Genomic DNA, 17,703 nt, shown 5'->3' with positions numbered 1-17,703 from the left:
ACAGAAATTAAAACAGGTGGTCAAGCGAATAAAGAAAAATTATAGTTGTTTTAACACCGCCATTTTAATTGCTGCAATAGCACATTCCACACCTTTATTTCCATGTGCTCCACCAGATCTAGCAATTGCTTGCTCCATCGTATCATCGGTAAGTACACAAAAAATTACTGGAATGTTTTGTTGTATGTTTAAATCTTTAATTCCTTGGGTAACACCATCACAAACAAAATCAAAATGTTTTGTTTCGCCTTTGATTACGCTTCCAATAGCAATTACACCGTCTAAATCTTGTGTTTCCACCATTTTTTTAGATCCGTAAATCAATTCAAAACTTCCAGGAACATCCCATCTAATAATGTTTTCTTCCGAAACACCATTGTCTATAAATGCGTCTATAGCACCTTGTGCAAGTCCGTTTGTAATAGTTTCGTTCCATTCAGAAACAACAATCCCAAATCGAAAATCTTTCGCATTTGGGACTTTTGTTTTATCGTATGCTGATAAGTCGGTTGTAGCCATAGGTGTTATTTAGCGTACTTTGCTTTGTTGATAGATAATTCTATATTGTTAGCAAGACTTGATTTTGAATAATTTGTTTTTATTTCTGTAAACAACTTTTCAGCTTGGTCTGCCTTACCTAATTCTAAAGCGGTATTTCCTGCTTTTAATAAGAATAAAGGAGTAGAAGCTAAATTGCTACTAGCGTTTGCCGCTTTTTCGTAATAAGACAAAGCATCTTCTAATTGATTTAAATCTGCAAAAGCATCACCAATAGCTCCAAGAGCAACAGGTCCTAATAAAGCATCATCTGAAGAAAACTTCCCTAAATACTCAATAGCGCTTTTGTACTGTTTTGTTTTTAAGTAAGAAATACCTGCGTAATAATTTGCCAAGTTTCCTGCGTTTGTTCCCGCGTATTTTTTAGCAATATCTAAGAAACCGTATTTTCCATTTGCTCCTTCTAAAGCAACGGTAAATAATGAATCTGCAGCAGAATTTGATTCAGCAGCTAAGTCAAAACTTTCTTTTGGAAAAGCCAATTCGTTGGCGGCATCAATTTCTTTAGGTTCCGTTACATAGGTTGTATAGGCTAAATAACCTAAAATTACAACAGCAATAGCAATCAATCCAGAAAACAAAGGTTTTTGATTTTTCTCAACCCATTCTTCCGATTTTGAAGCAGTTTCGTCTAAGGTGTTAAATACTTCAGCCGTTGTGCTTTCTTCTTCTACTTCTTGAACTGGTTCGTTTTTTACTTTCTTTTGACCTTTCTTCTTGTATGTTGCCATGTTTCTTTTCTTCTTAAAAATTAATAATGTGCTTCAAAATAGCTACGTAATTATACGTCTGCATTTTTATACACAGGGAAGCAAAAATAGTTTTTTTAATTGGATTTTAAAAGGGTCTTTTCGGCAAAATTTTAATAATTTGCACTTTCTTAAATAATTGGAAAAAAAGGCATGTATTTACAAAAACTATCGCTTGTTAATTATAAGAATTTAGTGCATCAAGTGTTTGATTTTGAACAGAAAATCAATTGTTTTGTTGGCCATAATGGTGTAGGGAAAACCAATGTAATGGATGCCATTTATTATTTGTCTTTTGCAAAAAGTTATTTTAATTCGGTGGCTATTCAGAATATTCGGCATGGAGAAGAATTTTTTATGTTGGAAGGAAGCTATCAAATTAATGATCGAGAGGAAGTTTTGGTGTGTAGCTTAAAAAAAGGTCAAAAGAAGGTTGTGAAAAGAAATGGGAAGGCTTACGATAAGTTTTCTGACCATATAGGACAGTTTCCTTTGGTAATTGTTTCACCGGCTGATAGAGACTTAATTATTGAAGGGAGCGAAACCAGAAGGAAATTTATAGACAATGTAATTTCGCAGCAAGATCAAGGTTATTTAAAAACATTAATAGCTTATAATAAATTGGTCACCCAACGAAATGCTTTGCTAAAGTATTTTGCAGCCAATAGGGTTTTTGATCCCGTAAATTTATCTGTATATAATGAGCAATTGGTAGCTTACGGAACTATTATTTTTGAAAAGAGAAATGCATTTTTAGAAGCCTTTGTGCCAATATTTAATGAGCGCTATAAAACAATAACCGCTGGAAAAGAAGCAGTAGATTTGGTGTATAAATCGCAGTTGTCTGATATGAATTTTGAAGATTTATTAAAGAATTCCTTAGAAAAGGACAGAGTTTTACAATATACAAGTGCTGGTGTACATAAAGACGACTTGCTTTTTGAGATTAATGGCTTTCCTGTGAAAAAGTTTGGCTCGCAAGGGCAGCAAAAATCGTATTTGATTGCTTTAAAATTAGCTCAATTCGATTTTATCAAACAAAAATCAAAAGTCACTCCTTTATTGTTGTTAGATGATATTTTTGATAAACTGGATGAAAATAGAGTGACCCAGCTTATCCGTTTGGTGGATCAAGATAATTTTGGGCAAATATTTATTACCGATACCCATGCGGAACGAACAGAAGAAGTTGTAAAAAGAATTAACAAATCTTATAAAATGTTTCAATTATAGCTGCTTAAGTACATCTATAAAACAGAGTTTTCCTTGTTAAAAGTAAATAACGAAATGTAAAAAGTATAAAATAAAATGGCAAAACGTGAAAATGAATATGTAGCAATGAAAGACCTAATGGGGTCTTTTATAAAAGAAAATAATCTTTCCGGTGGAATGAAGAAAATTTCAGTTAAGGAAAACTGGGATAGCTTGATGGGAAATGGTGTCGCTTCTTATACTGAAAAAGTAGAATTGAAAGGAACAACACTTTTTGTAAAACTGTCTTCTTCTGTATTAAGAGAAGAATTGAGTTACGGAAAAGAAAAAATTAGAACCATGATGAATGAAGCTTTAGGAGCTGAAGACATTAAAAAAGTAATGTTGTTATAAAATGTGTTTTGAACATTGAAAAAATTATTTCTAAATATTAAATACTAGACTACATGGAGGATATGCTCTTTTATGATCGATTGCAATTTGCTTTTACAATAACATTCCATTATATATTTCCACAATTAACCATGGGGCTCTCCCTAATGATTGTCTATTTTAAATGGAAGTATTTGCGTGGAAATGTTGAAAAATATAACGACGCGGCTAAATTTTTCATGAAAATTTTCGCCATTAATTTTACCATGGGTGTGGTTACGGGTATTCCTATGGAATTTCAGTTTGGAACCAATTGGGCTAAGTTTTCTGAATTAACAGGAGGTATTATCGGACAAACATTGGCTATGGAAGGTATGTTTTCTTTCTTTTTAGAATCTTCTTTTTTGGCACTTTTCATTTTTGGTGAAAAATTAATGGGACAAAAATTACATTTCCTAACCGGATTTTTAGTTTTTTTAGGTTCATGGGCTAGTGGTTGGTTTATTTTGGCGACTAATGCTTGGATGCAGCACCCGGTAGGGCATGAAGTTTTAGAAAACGGAAAGTTTGTTTTAGAGAATTTTTCAGCTTTATTTACAAATCCATGGCTGTTACCTGCTTTCTTACACAATCAAGTGGCTTCTGTAGCGACTTCCTCATTTGTGGTTGCTAGTATTGGTGCTTTTTATATTTTAAGAAATAAAAACGTAGCCTACGGAAAGCTGTTTTTAAAAACAGGTGTCGTTTTTGGCCTGGTTTCTAGTCTGTTATTGGCTTTTCCTACAGGCGATTTAAATGCGAAAAATGTAGCGAAATATCAACCGGCCGCTTTTGCAGCCATGGAAGGGATTTTTGAAACAGAAGAAGCAGGAGCAGAAATTGTTTTGATAGGTCAGCCGAATATGGTGGAAAAAAAATTAGACAACAAAATAGCCGTACCCAATATTTTAAGTTTTTTAACGCATCAAGAATGGGATAGACAAATTCCTGGAATGGATCAGTTTGAAAAGGACGAATTGCCTGATAATGTACCTGCTTTGTATTACGCTTACCATATTATGGTTGGTTTAGGTACTATTTTTATTGGTATTATGGCCTTGGCAGTTTTCTTTTTATGGAGAGAGAAATTGTATACATTAAAACCTTTATTGTGGACGATTATGTTCTTGGTTCCATTTCCATACATTGCAAATCTTACAGGTTGGTATGTGGCAGAATTAGGACGTCAGCCTTATTTAGTTTATGGTTTGTTAAGAACTAGCGACGGAATTTCACCTACCGTTTCTTCAGGAAATACCTTGTTTACTTTGTTGGGTTTTGTCGCCTTGTACATGTTGCTCGGTTTGTTATTTTTAGTATTGGTTGGTAAAACTATTCACGAAGGTCCTACGCCTCAAAAACATTAAATTATGGAAGTATTTTGGTTTGTAATAATTGCCATTGTTTTGGTGGTTTTCTTTATTTTAGATGGTTACGATTTTGGCGCAGGAATTATTCATTTATTTTTAGCGAAAAAAGAAAAGGACAAAGAAGTAATTGCAAAATCTGCTGGACTGTTTTGGGATTCAAACGAAGTTTGGTTGGTGGCAGCAGGTGGAATGCTTTTTATGGCCTTTCCTACATTTTATGCTTCGGTATTTAGTGGATTTTATCTTCCTTTAATTATTGTTTTATGGTTGATTGTTTTTAGAGCTATTGGATTGGAGTTTAGAAGTCAGTTTAACTACAAAATGTGGAAAGATATTTGGGACAAGTCTTTTGGAATTTCTAGTTTATTATTGGCTTTGTTTTTTGGAATTGCTTTAGGGAATATTGTAAGAGGTGTAAATTTAGGAGGTGTTGAAAACGGTGTTTCTGTATATGAAAAACACTACTTTTTCTTGCCTTTATGGGACAGCAGTTTTAGTCCTATGAGTCAAACCCCAGGCGTTATAGATTGGTTTACTATAATTATAGGGCTTATTACCGTTGTTACTTTGGCGATTCATGGTGCCAATTGGATTGTTTTAAAAACAAATTCATCCATCAATAAGGAATTGAAAAATGTGGTGCTTAAATTAAATATTGTGCTTTCGGTTTTAACCTTGTTTTCTTTAATTGTTTGGAATATTGTGAATCCAAAATGTTTGCATAATTTTATGGACAAACCTTATCTGTTGATCTTTCCACTAATCTATTTTTCAGGATTGATTTCGTTATTTTTTGTCAAGAAAATTAAAAAAGACAGTCATGCCTTTTTAGCATCTACCTTGCTTATTTTAGGTGGAATTACTTCCTCATTGGCATCTATATTTCCAATATTATTGCCTTCTACAAATACTATAAATGAACCTTTAACTATTTATAATATGGCTACGGAAGAGTATGGATTATCTGTAGCAATGAATTGGGGAATTATTGGATTTATTTTGCTATTTGTTTACTTAATTATTCAAAAAAGATTGATGGGAGGGAAAGTAGATACAATGGATTACGGTCATTAAATAAAATTTATGACGGCAACTTTAATTTCATTAATCAGTATTCTTTTAGGGATTTTAGGCGCCATAAGCTTGGGTTTTTATTTGGAAAAATATTCTTTCGGAATTATAGGAAATACCATAGCAGGTGTTTTTGGAAGTGTTTTTATAATCAAATCCTTTGGTCGGTTAGGTTTTGATCCAGCTTCTATTGTATATCTAAATTCTTTTAATACCAGCTTGTTTATTTTGAATGCAGTTATTTCTTTTAGTAGTGGTGCAGCGGCTTTGGTGTTTATTCATTTTATTAAAAAAAAGCTCAACGAAACGAAAACATAATTGTGTTAAAAATAGAATGTATAAATTTTGTTTTTGGCATTATACTTGTTGTTTGGTTGAAAAAATTAACATAGTTTAAAGGTTTTTACGAGGTTAAAAAGTACAGAAATGAAAAATAGGATGTTGGTTTACTTTTTGGCTTGTTGTTGTGTGGCATGTCAAGCACAGCAGGTAACAAGTACAAGTGGTGATACGGAATTTATAAATTATTTAAAAGAAGCTTTACGTAAACAGGTTGTAAATACAGAAACCAGTAAAGAATTTAAACAAAAGTCATGGGCCTATTGGCATCAACATAAAATAGCCTATAACTTGCAGCCCGAAAAATATGCTGAAACACTAGAGTTATTTTATAAAACCAAAGAAAAGTTTCATAAAAACAACAACAGAAAAATTGAGCGTTATAAAAAGAAGTTAGAATATTTTGAGCTCTTTGAGCAGAAGAATTCACCTCCTAAAAACCCGATTTTGTTTGTTGGAAGTTCAAGTATTTCTGGATGGAAAACGGGGAAAGCATTTCCAGAATTACGAGTAGTAAACCGAGGACTTGGAGGGATAAGTTTGCCAGAGTTGTTACATTATTACGATGTTTTGCTTTTAAAATACCAACCATCTGTAGTGGTTGTGTATTGTGATATTGATATCGAAATGGGTGAAGCACCGCTTGATGTTTTGAATTCTTTTAAACTTTTGACAGACAAAATACATAACGATTTTCCTAAAACTCATGTTTTACTAATGTCTATGAAACCTACATTAATAGACGATTTTTTGGGTAGAAAGGTGAGAGAAAATAAATTTATAGCGAATAAATTATTAGCTAATTACAGTCGTCAAAAAAAATATGTTTGCTTTTTAGATATTACAAAACCGATGTATGAAGCTAATGGGACTTTGCAAGCCAGTATTTTCTTGTCTGATGGGATGCATTTAAATGAGAAAGGCTATGAACTTTGGAATCCTATTGTTAAAGAAGAATTAACGCATTTAATTGAGAAAAGAAAAAGCTAACATTATTTATTGAATTAATTTCAGTTTCGTATTCAATAATTTGAGATATGTTTTGGTTATATTCAAAGTGTTGTTTTTATCTTTGAATTCTCTAATGAAAAATTTACTGATTTTTTTTCGATTTTATGTGCATTCCAATATCCACGTGTCTATTGCGTCTGCGTGTTTGGTTTTACTTACCGGAGAGTTTTATAAAATAAATGTAGGGCTTTTGGCTTTGTTTATTGGTCTGTCTACTTTTATATCTTATAATTTTATTCGCTTTTTAAAAGCTAAAACGGAAACTTTAAAAGTTGAAATTTTAGATTGGTTTCAAAAGACCTATACTTTGCTATTTATTTTTGTTGTTTTAGCAATTTCCGCTTTGCTATTTGTTACGTTTAAAATCGGATTGGAAAAATTATGGCTCGTTTTTCCTTTTGGTATCATTACATTTTTGTACATGCTTCCGCTTTTAAAAATCGGTAAAAATAAAATGTCACTTCGGAATATTCCTGGTGTGAAAATATTTAGCATTGCCTTTTCTTGGGCCGGTCTTGGTTCTTTACTACCTTTATATTATGCAGCATATGCAATTGATACAATTGAGATTTTTTATTTTTTTCAAATACTGCTGTTTGTTTTTGTACTGACCTTGCCTTTTGATATCAGAGATATTGCATTCGATCAAAGTAGTTTACGAACAATTCCACAAGTCATAGGGCTTTTCAAAACAAAAATAGTAGGAAGTTTTTGCTTGTTGCTTTCATTGTGTTTGCATTTGTATGTATTTGCATTTGATTTCTTCTTTTCTAGCTTGCTCATTTATGTTTGTTTGACTTTGCTTCTTTTTTATTCAAAAACAAAACAATCTAAATATTATGCATCATTTTTGGTAGAATCTATTCCAATACTTTGGTATGTGCTAATTTATTTCAGCTAAAAGCATGCACTAGTTTCATAAACAAAAAACTTAAACGGAAGCTTTTTATATTTTTTTTGAATTGCAATTATTTGTATGAATAGTACAAGAAATAAATGATATATTTGTTGCAATGAAATTTTTAGCCCTCATATTGTCCATTTATATCTTTGTACTAAATTTAGTGCCTTGTGATGATTATTTGGCACATGAGGAGGGATTTAAAACAGAAATTTCACAAGCAGCAGATCATGAGCATCAACATCAAGGAACCGATTTATGTTCTCCTTTTTGTATTTGTCAGTGTTGTCATGTCAATGCCATTCAAATCAAATTTGTAAATGAAAAATTTGCTATTGCGTATTTTTCTACACAAGATTTTTTCTACCTAAGTGGTACCGAAAAAGATTTTACTTCTTCCATTTTACAGCCTCCTAGGGCATAATTCAGTTTTTTTAAGGATAGTTATATCCAATTTTGAGCCTTTAGGCTTCTATTTATTTTGAAGTTTTTCTACTTTAGAAAGGAAATTCTTTGAAACGTTTAACTGAAAAAAACATTTTCTATGATTAATAAAATCATTGATTTTTCAATCAATAACAAATTTATAATTGGTTTGCTTACGCTTACCATTGTAGCAGCCGGACTTTGGAGTATGACCAAAGTACCTATAGATGCTGTACCCGATATTACAAACAATCAAGTGCAAGTAATTACTCAGGCACCCAATTTAGGAACGGAAGATATTGAACAAATTATCACCTATCCTGTGGAAGTGGCTATGAGTAACCTTCCCGATGTTCAAGAAATTAGATCTATTTCTCGTTTTGGCTTATCTGTTGTCACCATTGTTTTTGATGATGCAGCTGGAACCTATTTGCCTCGTCAATTAGTGGCCGAAAAATTAAATGAAATCAAATCACAAATCCCTAGTGGATTTGGCGAACCAACTATGGGACCTATTTCTTCTGGTTTAGGAGAAATTTATCAATATACTCTAAAAGTAAAACCTGAATTTAAGGGAAAATATTCCATTACCGAATTGCGAACCATGCAAGATTGGATTGTTCAACGCCAAATGGCTATGGTAGAAGGCGTAATTGAAGTCAACGCCATTGGAGGTAAAATAAAACAATATGAAGTTGCGGTAAACCCAGATGTTTTAAATTCTATGGGACTTACCATTACCGATATTTTTAATGTTTTAGAAGCAAACAACCAAAATACGGGTGGGGCTTATATCGAAAAAAATCATCAAGCTAATTTTATTCGTGGTGAAGGATTGATTCGTAGTTTGGAAGATATCAAAAGAATTACCGTAAAAAATCAGCATAACATTCCTATTACCATTGGCGATATTGCAACGGTTCAATTTGGTGCTGCTATTCGTTATGGGGCACTTACCCAAGATGGAGAAGGAGAAGTTGTAGGAGGAACGGTGATGATGTTAAAAGGCGCCAACTCAAATGATGTTATTCAAAATGTAAAAGCTCGAATGGCACTTATAGAAAAATCTTTGCCAGAAGGGGTTATCATTCAACCTTTATTAGATAGAAGTAAATTAATTGCAAACACCACATCTACAGTTTCAACAAACTTAATTGAAGGAGCTTTGATCGTTATTTTTGTTTTGATTTTTTTATTAGGAAATTGGCGGGGTGGATTGATTGTGGCTTCTACCATTCCCTTGTCTTTATTGTTTGCTTTTATACTCATGTACGTATTTGATGTTTGGGCAAACCTAATGAGTTTAGGGGCAATCGATTTTGGAATTATCGTCGATGGATCCGTTATAATTGTCGAAAGCACGGTTTTTCTGATTGCAACACAAATCTTAAAAAAGAAACAATTAACAGCAAGTGAACGCGATCAGGTAGCGGCAAATGCCTCAAAAAAAATGATGAACGCTGCCTTTTTTGGTCAGCTAATTATTTTAATTGTGTTTCTGCCCATATTAGCACTGCAGGGTATTGAAGGTAAAATGTTCAAACCGATGGCTATGACCTTTATTTTTGCCATGATTGGGGCTATGGTTTTGTGTTTGACGTATGTTCCTATGATGTCGGCCTTAATTTTAAGAGCTCCAAAATCTACAAAGCTATCGTATGGCGATAAATTTGTACAGTGGGCAGAAAATACCTACCAGCCTTTATTAGAGAAAACTTTGAAAAAAGGAAAAATTATTATGGGAGTAGCCTTACTTTTATTTGGTTTGGCTGTTTTTATGTTTTCAAAAATGGGTGGCGAATTTATTCCGCAGTTGGATGAGGGGGATATTGCCTTTCATGCCATTTTAAAACCAGGAAGTTCACTTACAGAAACCATTGAAACGACGACTAAAATTGAAAAAATAGTCAAAGATAATTTTCCGGAAGTAGATAAAATTGTAAGCCGTATTGGAGTAGCTGAAATTCCTACGGATCCAATGCCTATGGATTTGGCAGATGTCATTGTCATTCTAAAACCTAAAAGTGAATGGACAACGGTTTCTTCCAAAGATGAACTAATTGAAAAAATGAAAGCTGCCGTAGAAATTCTACCGGGTGTAAATTATGAATTTACGCAACCCATAGAAATGCGTTTTAATGAGTTGCTTGAAGGTGTTAGAGAAGATATTGCCATTAAACTATATGGTGAAGATATAGAGGTGCTGTCGCAAAAAGCTGAGGAAATCACTAAAATTATTGCAGGTACTGAAGGTATTGGTGATATGAAAGCAGAAGCAACCACGGGCTTACCGCAAATGACAATTATGTACAATAGAAATAAATTGGCACAGTATGGTTTGCATATTGATGCTTTGAATCAAATTGTGCAATCGGCCTTTGCTGGTGGAATTGCAGGTACTATTTTTGAAGGTGAAAAACGTTTCGATTTAGTTGTCAGATTAAGCGCTGCCAATCGTCATGATATTACGGATGTGCAAAATTTATTTATCAATTTACCTTCTGGAGCACAAATTCCGCTTCGCGAAGTTGCGGATATAAGTTACAAAGGAGGTCCTATGCAAATTAGTAGAGACAATACCAATAGGAGAACTTATGTAGGAATTAATGTAAGAGGTCGAGATATAAAATCCTTAGTAGCAGAAATTAAATCGAAACTCGATGCAAAATTAGAATTGCCTTCTGGTTATTTTATTCGTTATGGAGGTGCTTTTGAAAACTTGGAACGTGCTAGCAGTCGATTGAAAACTGTGGTACCCATTGCTTTGTTATTGATTTTTGTTCTTATTTATTTTGCCTTAAAATCCTTGCCACAAACCTTAATGATTTATATCGCCATTCCTATGGCAACCGTTGGTGGCGTCGTTGCCTTGTGGTTACGAGATATGCCTTTTAGTATATCGGCAGGTGTAGGTTTTATAGTATTATTTGGTGTGGCTGTTTTAAATGGACTGGTCATGGTTAGTGGTTTAAATGAATTGAAAGAAGAAGGTGTGACCAATTTAAAAGATCGAATAATTGAAGGAACGAAGCGTAGAATTAGACCTATTATGTTAACAGCTTTTACCGATGTTTTAGGTTTTTTACCTATGGCTATCTCTGCTTCTGCAGGAGCAGAAGTGCAGCGTCCTTTGGCAACGGTAGTTATTGGTGGTTTATTAACGTCTACTTTACTCACATTGTTTATCATTCCAATATTGTATCATTGGGTAGAAACAAAATCGATAAAATTACCATGGAACAAAAAAGTTGCTCCGGCAACAGCAATGGTGGTGTTTTTGTTTTTTGGAACTGCGAATGCTCAACAAAATAAGGAAAAACTTCCCACAATTAATTTAAGTGAAGCGGTAAAACTATCCAAAGAAAATTATCCACTTTTAAGGCAAGGACAGTTAGAAATAGATAAACAAGTAGCTTTAAAAAGTACTGTATATGATTTAGGTACAACGCAATTGTTTACCGGTGGTGAAGAAGTTCAAAATGGCAATGGCGTGTATACAACCATTGGGCTGGGGCAGTCAAATATTGATTTGTTTGGAATTTCTAGCAAAAGAAAATGGCAGGAGCAACGCATAAAATTTGCAGAAAAAGCATTTGAAATTTCAGAATTAGACTTGGCACTATCGGTTAAAAAAGCTTGGGCAAATGCGTATCATAAAAATAGTAGATATCGATTGTATCAAGAGTTAGATACGGTGTATACCAACTTTAATAAAGCAGTGATTTTAAATTATGAATTGGAAGCTATTTCGAAACTAGAATATTTGGCGGCTAAAAATCAGGCTTTGCAAATTAAAAATAAAATGCAACGGGCTAAGACGGACTGTATTCTTGCATTACAAGAATTGAATTTATGGTTTGTTTCCGATGAGTTTTATTCAGTGCCAAATACGATAGAATTATCAAGTGTTCTAACTGCAGAAAATTTAGTTTTAGAAGAACATCCTTTATTTAGCTTAGAGCAACTTCGAATTAAAGAAGCAGCAGCAAGTTATAAAGCCGCAAAAGCGAGTCGCTTACCGAAATTAAATTTACAAGGTGGATTGCAAAAAGTAAATGGAAGTTCTGGATTTTACACCTACCAAGCTGGGGTAACCATACCTTTTTTATCAGGAAAAAACAGGGCTCTTGTCAAGACAGCTAAAATTGACAAAGAAATTGCAGAGAGTAATAGAAGGTTCAAAAAGCAGGAATTACAATCTAAGTTTTTAAAAGCTCAGGAAAAGTATGAGCAAGGAAAAAAATCTTGGCAATTCTATGAAAAAGAAGTCTTACCGCTTTCAAAAGAACAGAAAGAAGGAGCTTTATTTGCTTATAAAGCAGGCGAGATAGATTATACCACATTTACACAACTAATAAAAGAAGCCATTCAATCGGAACTAGAAGCGCAAGAGGTTTTTATGAATTATTTGAATAGCACTTTTGAATTACAATATTTTAAAAATTAATACCATGAAAAATAGAATATATAGCGTTTTAACCTTGTTGATCCTTTCCGTATTTGTAATAGGATGTGCTCCTAAAAAAGAGGCAGAACATGCACAAAATTCGGATGTCGAAACAGAAGGACATCATGAAGAAGTTGAAGAAGCGATGCTTACCAATCAGCAATTCAAAGCTTTAAATATGAAAACAGGTGTCATTGAACTACGAACCATGAGTGGTTATGTTGAGGCTAATGGAACTTTAGAGGTTCCTCCGCAAAACGAAGCCGCTGTAACTTCTTTTATAGGTGCAAATGTGGTAGCTATTAAGGTGATAGAAGGTGATAAAGTAGAAAAAGGACAAGTATTGGCTTATTTGTCGCATCCCAACATTATTCAAATGCAAACAGATTATTTACATGCTTATACGACCAGTAACTTTTTAAAGAAAAATAACGATCGTCAGCAAAAATTAGTTGCAGCAGGAGCAGGGTCAGGAGCAAATTTTCAAAAAGCAGAGGCAGATTATAGAAAATCAAAAGCTTTGGAAAATGGATTGAAAGCACAATTACAATTATTGCAAATCAATACAGCAACGATTCGTAAAGGAACACTTGTAAAAAATATAGAGCTGAGAAGTCCCATAGACGGTTTTGTACAAAAGGTAGAAATAAAAACAGGACAGTATGTAGAACCGCAAACGGAATTGTTTGAAATTGTAAATACGCATCATGTACATGCCGATTTGATGATTTTTGAAAAAGATGTATATAAGGTGAAAAAGGGGCAGAAAGTAAATTTTAACGTTCAGTCTTTTCCGGATGAAGAGCTTTCAGCAGAAATTTATTCAGTAAGCAAAACGTTTGAAAGCGCGCCAAAAGCGGTTCATGTACATGCAGAAATTGAAAATAAAAAAGGGCACTTAATTCCTGGGATGTATATCAAAGGAAAGATTCAAATAAACAATACAAAAAGAAAAGCCATACCAGAAAGTGCGATTATTAAAAGGGGGAATCAATTTTTTGTGTTTTCTGTGGAAAGAGAAAATGAAGATTGGAGTTTTAAACCTATAGAGGTGATTGTAGGTGAAAAAGATGAGGCATGGCTTGCCATTGAATTTATGGAAGAAATTGATGAAACGACGATGTTTGCCTATAACAATGCCTATTATTTATTGGCACAAATGGAAAAAGGAGAAGCGGGGCATCATCATTAATGGCTTAGGGGTTTTAGAAACGGATTTAAAATAATTAAATGTAATAATTACATTTATTAATGTAGAATTGATTTTTTTAGAGAAAAAAATACTACATTAGCGCCACTATTAAAATTAAACCATTATAACTATTATGACAACAGGATTTCATTTTTGGGATTACTTTATTTTTGTTGCCTATGCACTACTTATTTTAGGAGTAGGACTTTGGGTATCTAGAGATAAAACAGGACATCAAAAGAACGCAGAAGATTATTTCTTGGCAAGTAAATCATTGCCTTGGTGGGCAATTGGTACATCATTGATTGCAGCAAATATTTCTGCAGAGCAATTTATTGGAATGTCAGGATCTGGTTTTGCACTAGGTTTGGCAATCGCTTCTTATGAGTGGATGGCAGCATTTACTTTGATTATTGTTGGTAAATATTTCTTACCAATTTTTATTGAAAAAGGATTGTACACGATTCCAGAATTCGTTGAAAAACGTTTTTCAACAAACTTAAAGACTATTTTAGCAGTCTTTTGGATTGGATTGTATGTATTTGTAAACTTAGCTTCTGTATTGTATTTAGGAGGTTTGGCTATTGAAACTATTATTGGTGTAGACATGATTTATGCGGTAATTGGTTTGGCATTGTTTGCTGCGGCTTACTCTTTATACGGTGGTTTGTCTGCTGTTGCATGGACAGATATTATTCAAGTTGTTTTCCTTGTGTTAGGAGGGTTGATTACTACATATTTAGCTTTGAACACCGTTTCTGGTGGAGAAGGTGTTTGGGAAGGTTTAACGGTTATATATAGAGAAGCTCCTGATAAATTTCACATGATCTTGGATGAAAGTAATCCAGAATATAAAAACTTACCAGGTATTGGAGTTTTAGTTGGTGGATTGTGGGTTGCAAACTTATACTACTGGGGATTCAACCAGTACATCATTCAACGTACTTTGGCTGCAAAATCTTTAAAAGAGTCTCAAAAAGGTATTTTATTGGCAGCAGGATTAAAATTAATTATTCCTTTTATTGTTGTTATTCCTGGAATTGCAGCTTATGTTATTGTAAATGATCCTGAATTAATGGCTGGATTAGGTGAAGTTGGTAGATTTAATGTTCCAGGACCGGGTGCCGCTGATAAAGCATATCCATGGTTGTTACAATTTTTACCAACTGGGTTGAAAGGTATTGCATTTGCTGCCTTAGCTGCTGCAATTGTATCTTCATTGGCGTCTATGTTGAATTCTACATCAACAATTTTTACGATGGATATTTACAAACAATACATCAATAAGAATGCTAGTGATAAATTAACGGTAAACGTTGGTCGTATTTCTGCCGCTGTTGCTTTAATTATTGCTGCTGTAATGGCTCCATTATTAGGAGGTATTGATCAAGCATTCCAATTTATTCAAGAATATACAGGAATTGTAAGTCCTGGTATTTTAGGGGTATTTATGTTAGGATTGTTCTGGAAGAAAACAACAAACAAAGCTGCTATTTGGGGAGCCTTGTTGTCTATACCAGTAGCAATGGCATTTAAAGCAACCGACATGCCTTGGATGGATCAAATGGGTTTAACTGCTGTAATTACAATGTTGATTATTGTGGCTATTAGTTTGATTCAAAATAAAGGAAAAGATGATCCAAAAGGAATTGAGTTTGAAAAAGGACTTTTCCATACATCACCTTTGTTTACAATTGGTTCTTTTGCAATCATGATAATTTTAGTAGCCTTATACGCAATGTTCTGGTAGTCTGAAATATAAAATAGAGCTCTAAAAAATCCCGATGAATTTAATTCATCGGGATTTTTTTTATGCTTAAAAAGAATAATTAAGATCTACTCAACTTCTTCTTCCTCTTCTAATTCAATAGCTGCTTCAACTTCTTCGTCTTCAATTTCTTCTTCTGAATGTAAAGGTGTGTAGTTTTCTGGAATTTCTTCGTTTAAAGGAGCTTCTTCTTCTCCATCAAAATAAGGAAATACATCCAGTATAGGAGATTCTGTTACACTAGGAATTTCAAAGTTTGAAATAGTGTCTGTTAAACTTGCTGATAAAACATCATAAGCGTCCTTTACATCATTGGCCTGTACTAAAATATAGCTGTTTGATCTGCGTTCGCTTCCTTTTTCTTCATCTAAAGTAATGCAAGATAATTTACATTTAAACCAACGATCTCCATTTTCATTTGGACAGATTTCTGCAAAGTTAGCCACTTTTATATTCGTAATTCTAAACTCTGTAGAGATGTATTGCTTCATTTCTTCCGTTACTCTAGCTTCTGCTTCAGTAAAAGACATGGCATCAAATAAGTAAGGTTGATTAAAAGTTTTTGTTCTATCGTCTTCGTCTATTCTGCTGTATTTTATTTTACATTCGTACCACATATCAGGTCAATTTTATTATTAATTTTTGAGCAACAAATATAGTCTTTTGGAGTAAAATTTGTCCTTGAAATTAATTTTCTTTTACCACCAAGTTATAAACCATGGAGTTATAGAAAGTCCGCTCTTAATCCAGATTAGTGGAGATTTCTTTTTTTCAATTTGAAAGGCAATACTTTTAAGACTGTCCTTATGAGAATTCCATTGTACGTCCTTATTGGGGGCTATCAGCCAATTTTGTTTTGTAGGAATATGAATTTCGTTTTCTTGAAAATCGCTTCCTTTATATTCGTTAAAATTTATATAATAGCCTTTTATGTTTGCTGGGTTGATGTATTGAAATTGTTGTTTTGGCTTTGCGTATGGGATAAATAGCTGTGCTTTGAAACAAATTTGTTGTTGCTCAACGGTACTGCCTAAATTCAAAGCCTTTATAGTTTGTTTTGTTTCTTCTTTAAAAAGTAAGGGCAATTGCTTGTTGTTTAGTTTTTCTAATTTTTGTGATAAAGAATCATTTCTATTGGGACCTATCCAATTTTCAATTTCTACAGAACTATAGTTCGGGTCGTACAAATAAAATTTATAGGTCAATTCGGTGTGAATAATTTCCTTAGTAGTACGGTCTAGAATTAAAAAATCCAATTCGCCTACGGTAATTTTGTTTTGATATATTTGAATGTTTTCTGATTGTAGTGCATATTTTTCAGAACTATTGATATAGGCAACAAAATAAAACTCGGCTCTTTTACCAAGCATTAAATTTTCTTTAGGATGTTTGGTAAGCTTGATTTCTTTTTCGTTTTCTTGAAATTGAAAATTTGGGTAATCGAGTAATTTATTTTTGTTTAGAAATAAGGATGGTGTCTGAATAAATCCTTGGTATTGTTTTAAATCGTTTGCTGCACTCATAAATCATATAGTTCTTCTAGCGGTAAAGGTACTCGAAACAAGGAAAATAAGTCTAGCATTGTATCAAATAGAATTGTTACTTTTGTAGCAAAGAATTTTTTATGTCTGAATTGATTAGAATTTATCCTGAAAACATCAATCCACGCCAGATTGAAAAAGCGGTTGCCGTTTTAAAAAGGGGAGGATTGATAATATACCCAACAGATACGGTATATGGTTTGGGCTGCGATATCACCAATAATAGAGCCATGCAAAAATTGGCTCAAATTAAAGGTGTTAAATTAGACAAGGCAAATTTTTCATTTATTTGTAAAGATTTAAGCAATCTTTCAGATTATGTAAAACAAATAGATTCCACAACGTTTAAATTATTAAAAAGAGCCTTGCCAGGTGCCTATACTTTTATTTTGCCTGGAAGTAAAACTTTGCCAAATGCTTTTAAAAATAAGAAAACGGTAGGTATTCGAGTTCCCGACAATGCCATTGCCATTGAGTTGGTTAATTTGTTAGGAAATCCTATTGTTTCTACGTCTATTCGAGATGAAGATGAAGTGTTGGAGTATACCACCGATCCAGAATTGATTTTTGAAAAATGGAGTTCAAAAGTAGATGTTGTTATTGATGGTGGTTATGGTGATAACCATGCGTCTACAGTAATTGACTTAACTGGTGATGAGCCTTTGGTGCTTCGTGAGGGGAAAGGTAGTTTAGACGTACTTTAAAAT

At 33.3% G+C, this 17,703-nt stretch carries 16 protein-coding genes; 12 read left to right on the top strand and 4 right to left on the bottom strand.

The window, feature by feature from the left end:
- Positions 1–39: 39 nt before the first annotated feature.
- The gene (ribH, locus tag FGM02_RS09490; RefSeq protein ID WP_139958128.1) at positions 40–519 is read right to left on the bottom strand and encodes a 6,7-dimethyl-8-ribityllumazine synthase; all 480 of its coding nucleotides are present in this window, start codon (positions 517–519) and stop codon (positions 40–42) included.
- A 5-nt stretch (positions 520–524) separates the two neighbouring features.
- On the bottom strand, positions 525–1,289 hold the full coding sequence (locus FGM02_RS09485) for a tetratricopeptide repeat protein (RefSeq protein WP_139958127.1): 765 nt from the start codon (positions 1,287–1,289) through the stop codon (positions 525–527).
- A 171-nt stretch (positions 1,290–1,460) separates the two neighbouring features.
- On the opposite strand from FGM02_RS09485, the gene recF reads away from it, so the two are divergent.
- The 11 genes from recF to FGM02_RS09430 all read left to right on the top strand — a co-directional run bounded on the left by recF (position 1,461) and on the right by FGM02_RS09430 (position 15,437).
- Positions 1,461–2,540, top strand: coding sequence for a DNA replication/repair protein RecF (gene recF / locus FGM02_RS09480; RefSeq protein ID WP_139958126.1), 1,080 nt, complete (start codon positions 1,461–1,463; stop codon positions 2,538–2,540).
- A 75-nt stretch (positions 2,541–2,615) separates the two neighbouring features.
- Positions 2,616–2,912: a DUF721 domain-containing protein gene (locus FGM02_RS09475; RefSeq protein ID WP_139958125.1), complete on the top strand. Its 297-nt coding sequence runs from the start codon at positions 2,616–2,618 to the stop codon at positions 2,910–2,912.
- A gap of 53 nt (positions 2,913–2,965) precedes the next feature.
- A complete protein-coding gene (locus FGM02_RS09470; RefSeq protein ID WP_139958124.1) occupies positions 2,966–4,297 on the top strand; it encodes a cytochrome ubiquinol oxidase subunit I in 1,332 nt (443 codons plus the stop codon).
- A gap of 3 nt (positions 4,298–4,300) precedes the next feature.
- Positions 4,301–5,374 carry a cytochrome d ubiquinol oxidase subunit II gene (gene cydB / locus FGM02_RS09465; RefSeq protein WP_139958123.1) on the top strand — a complete coding sequence of 358 codons (1,074 nt, stop codon included), beginning with the start codon at positions 4,301–4,303 and terminating at the stop codon, positions 5,372–5,374.
- Positions 5,375–5,383: 9 nt separating this feature from the next.
- Positions 5,384–5,689 carry a hypothetical protein gene (locus tag FGM02_RS09460; protein ID WP_139958122.1) on the top strand — a complete coding sequence of 102 codons (306 nt, stop codon included), beginning with the start codon at positions 5,384–5,386 and terminating at the stop codon, positions 5,687–5,689.
- A 108-nt stretch (positions 5,690–5,797) separates the two neighbouring features.
- Positions 5,798–6,700, top strand: coding sequence for an SGNH/GDSL hydrolase family protein (locus FGM02_RS09455; RefSeq protein WP_139958121.1), 903 nt, complete (start codon positions 5,798–5,800; stop codon positions 6,698–6,700).
- 94 nt (positions 6,701–6,794) lie between these two features.
- Positions 6,795–7,622 carry a UbiA prenyltransferase family protein gene (locus tag FGM02_RS09450; RefSeq protein ID WP_139958120.1) on the top strand — a complete coding sequence of 276 codons (828 nt, stop codon included), beginning with the start codon at positions 6,795–6,797 and terminating at the stop codon, positions 7,620–7,622.
- 112 nt (positions 7,623–7,734) lie between these two features.
- Complete coding sequence (locus FGM02_RS09445) at positions 7,735–8,046, top strand: DUF6660 family protein (protein ID WP_139958119.1); 312 nt, start codon at positions 7,735–7,737, stop codon at positions 8,044–8,046.
- A gap of 120 nt (positions 8,047–8,166) precedes the next feature.
- Positions 8,167–12,495: a CusA/CzcA family heavy metal efflux RND transporter gene (locus FGM02_RS09440; RefSeq protein ID WP_139958118.1), complete on the top strand. Its 4,329-nt coding sequence runs from the start codon at positions 8,167–8,169 to the stop codon at positions 12,493–12,495.
- A 4-nt stretch (positions 12,496–12,499) separates the two neighbouring features.
- Positions 12,500–13,687, top strand: a complete 1,188-nt coding sequence (locus FGM02_RS09435; protein WP_139958117.1) for an efflux RND transporter periplasmic adaptor subunit — start codon at positions 12,500–12,502, stop codon at positions 13,685–13,687.
- Positions 13,688–13,820: 133 nt separating this feature from the next.
- A complete protein-coding gene (locus FGM02_RS09430; RefSeq protein ID WP_139958116.1) occupies positions 13,821–15,437 on the top strand; it encodes a sodium/sugar symporter in 1,617 nt (538 codons plus the stop codon).
- An 86-nt stretch (positions 15,438–15,523) separates the two neighbouring features.
- Here the strand turns inward: FGM02_RS09430 and FGM02_RS09425 are convergent, their stop codons facing one another.
- Both FGM02_RS09425 and FGM02_RS09420 read right to left on the bottom strand, forming a co-directional pair.
- On the bottom strand, positions 15,524–16,072 hold the full coding sequence (locus FGM02_RS09425) for a DUF4494 domain-containing protein (RefSeq protein WP_139958115.1): 549 nt from the start codon (positions 16,070–16,072) through the stop codon (positions 15,524–15,526).
- A gap of 81 nt (positions 16,073–16,153) precedes the next feature.
- A complete protein-coding gene (locus tag FGM02_RS09420; protein WP_139958114.1) occupies positions 16,154–16,978 on the bottom strand; it encodes a DUF1853 family protein in 825 nt (274 codons plus the stop codon).
- Between the two features lie 101 nt (positions 16,979–17,079).
- Here FGM02_RS09420 and FGM02_RS09415 point away from each other — a divergent pair, with 101 nt between their 5' ends.
- Positions 17,080–17,700 carry an L-threonylcarbamoyladenylate synthase gene (locus FGM02_RS09415; protein ID WP_139958113.1) on the top strand — a complete coding sequence of 207 codons (621 nt, stop codon included), beginning with the start codon at positions 17,080–17,082 and terminating at the stop codon, positions 17,698–17,700.
- Positions 17,701–17,703: the final 3 nt, after the last annotated feature.

Source organism: Flavicella sediminum (genome assembly GCF_006381105.1).
Taxonomy (GTDB): Bacteria; Bacteroidota; Bacteroidia; order Flavobacteriales; family Flavobacteriaceae; genus Flavicella; species Flavicella sediminum.
This window is presented reverse-complemented; position numbering and strand designations above follow the sequence as displayed.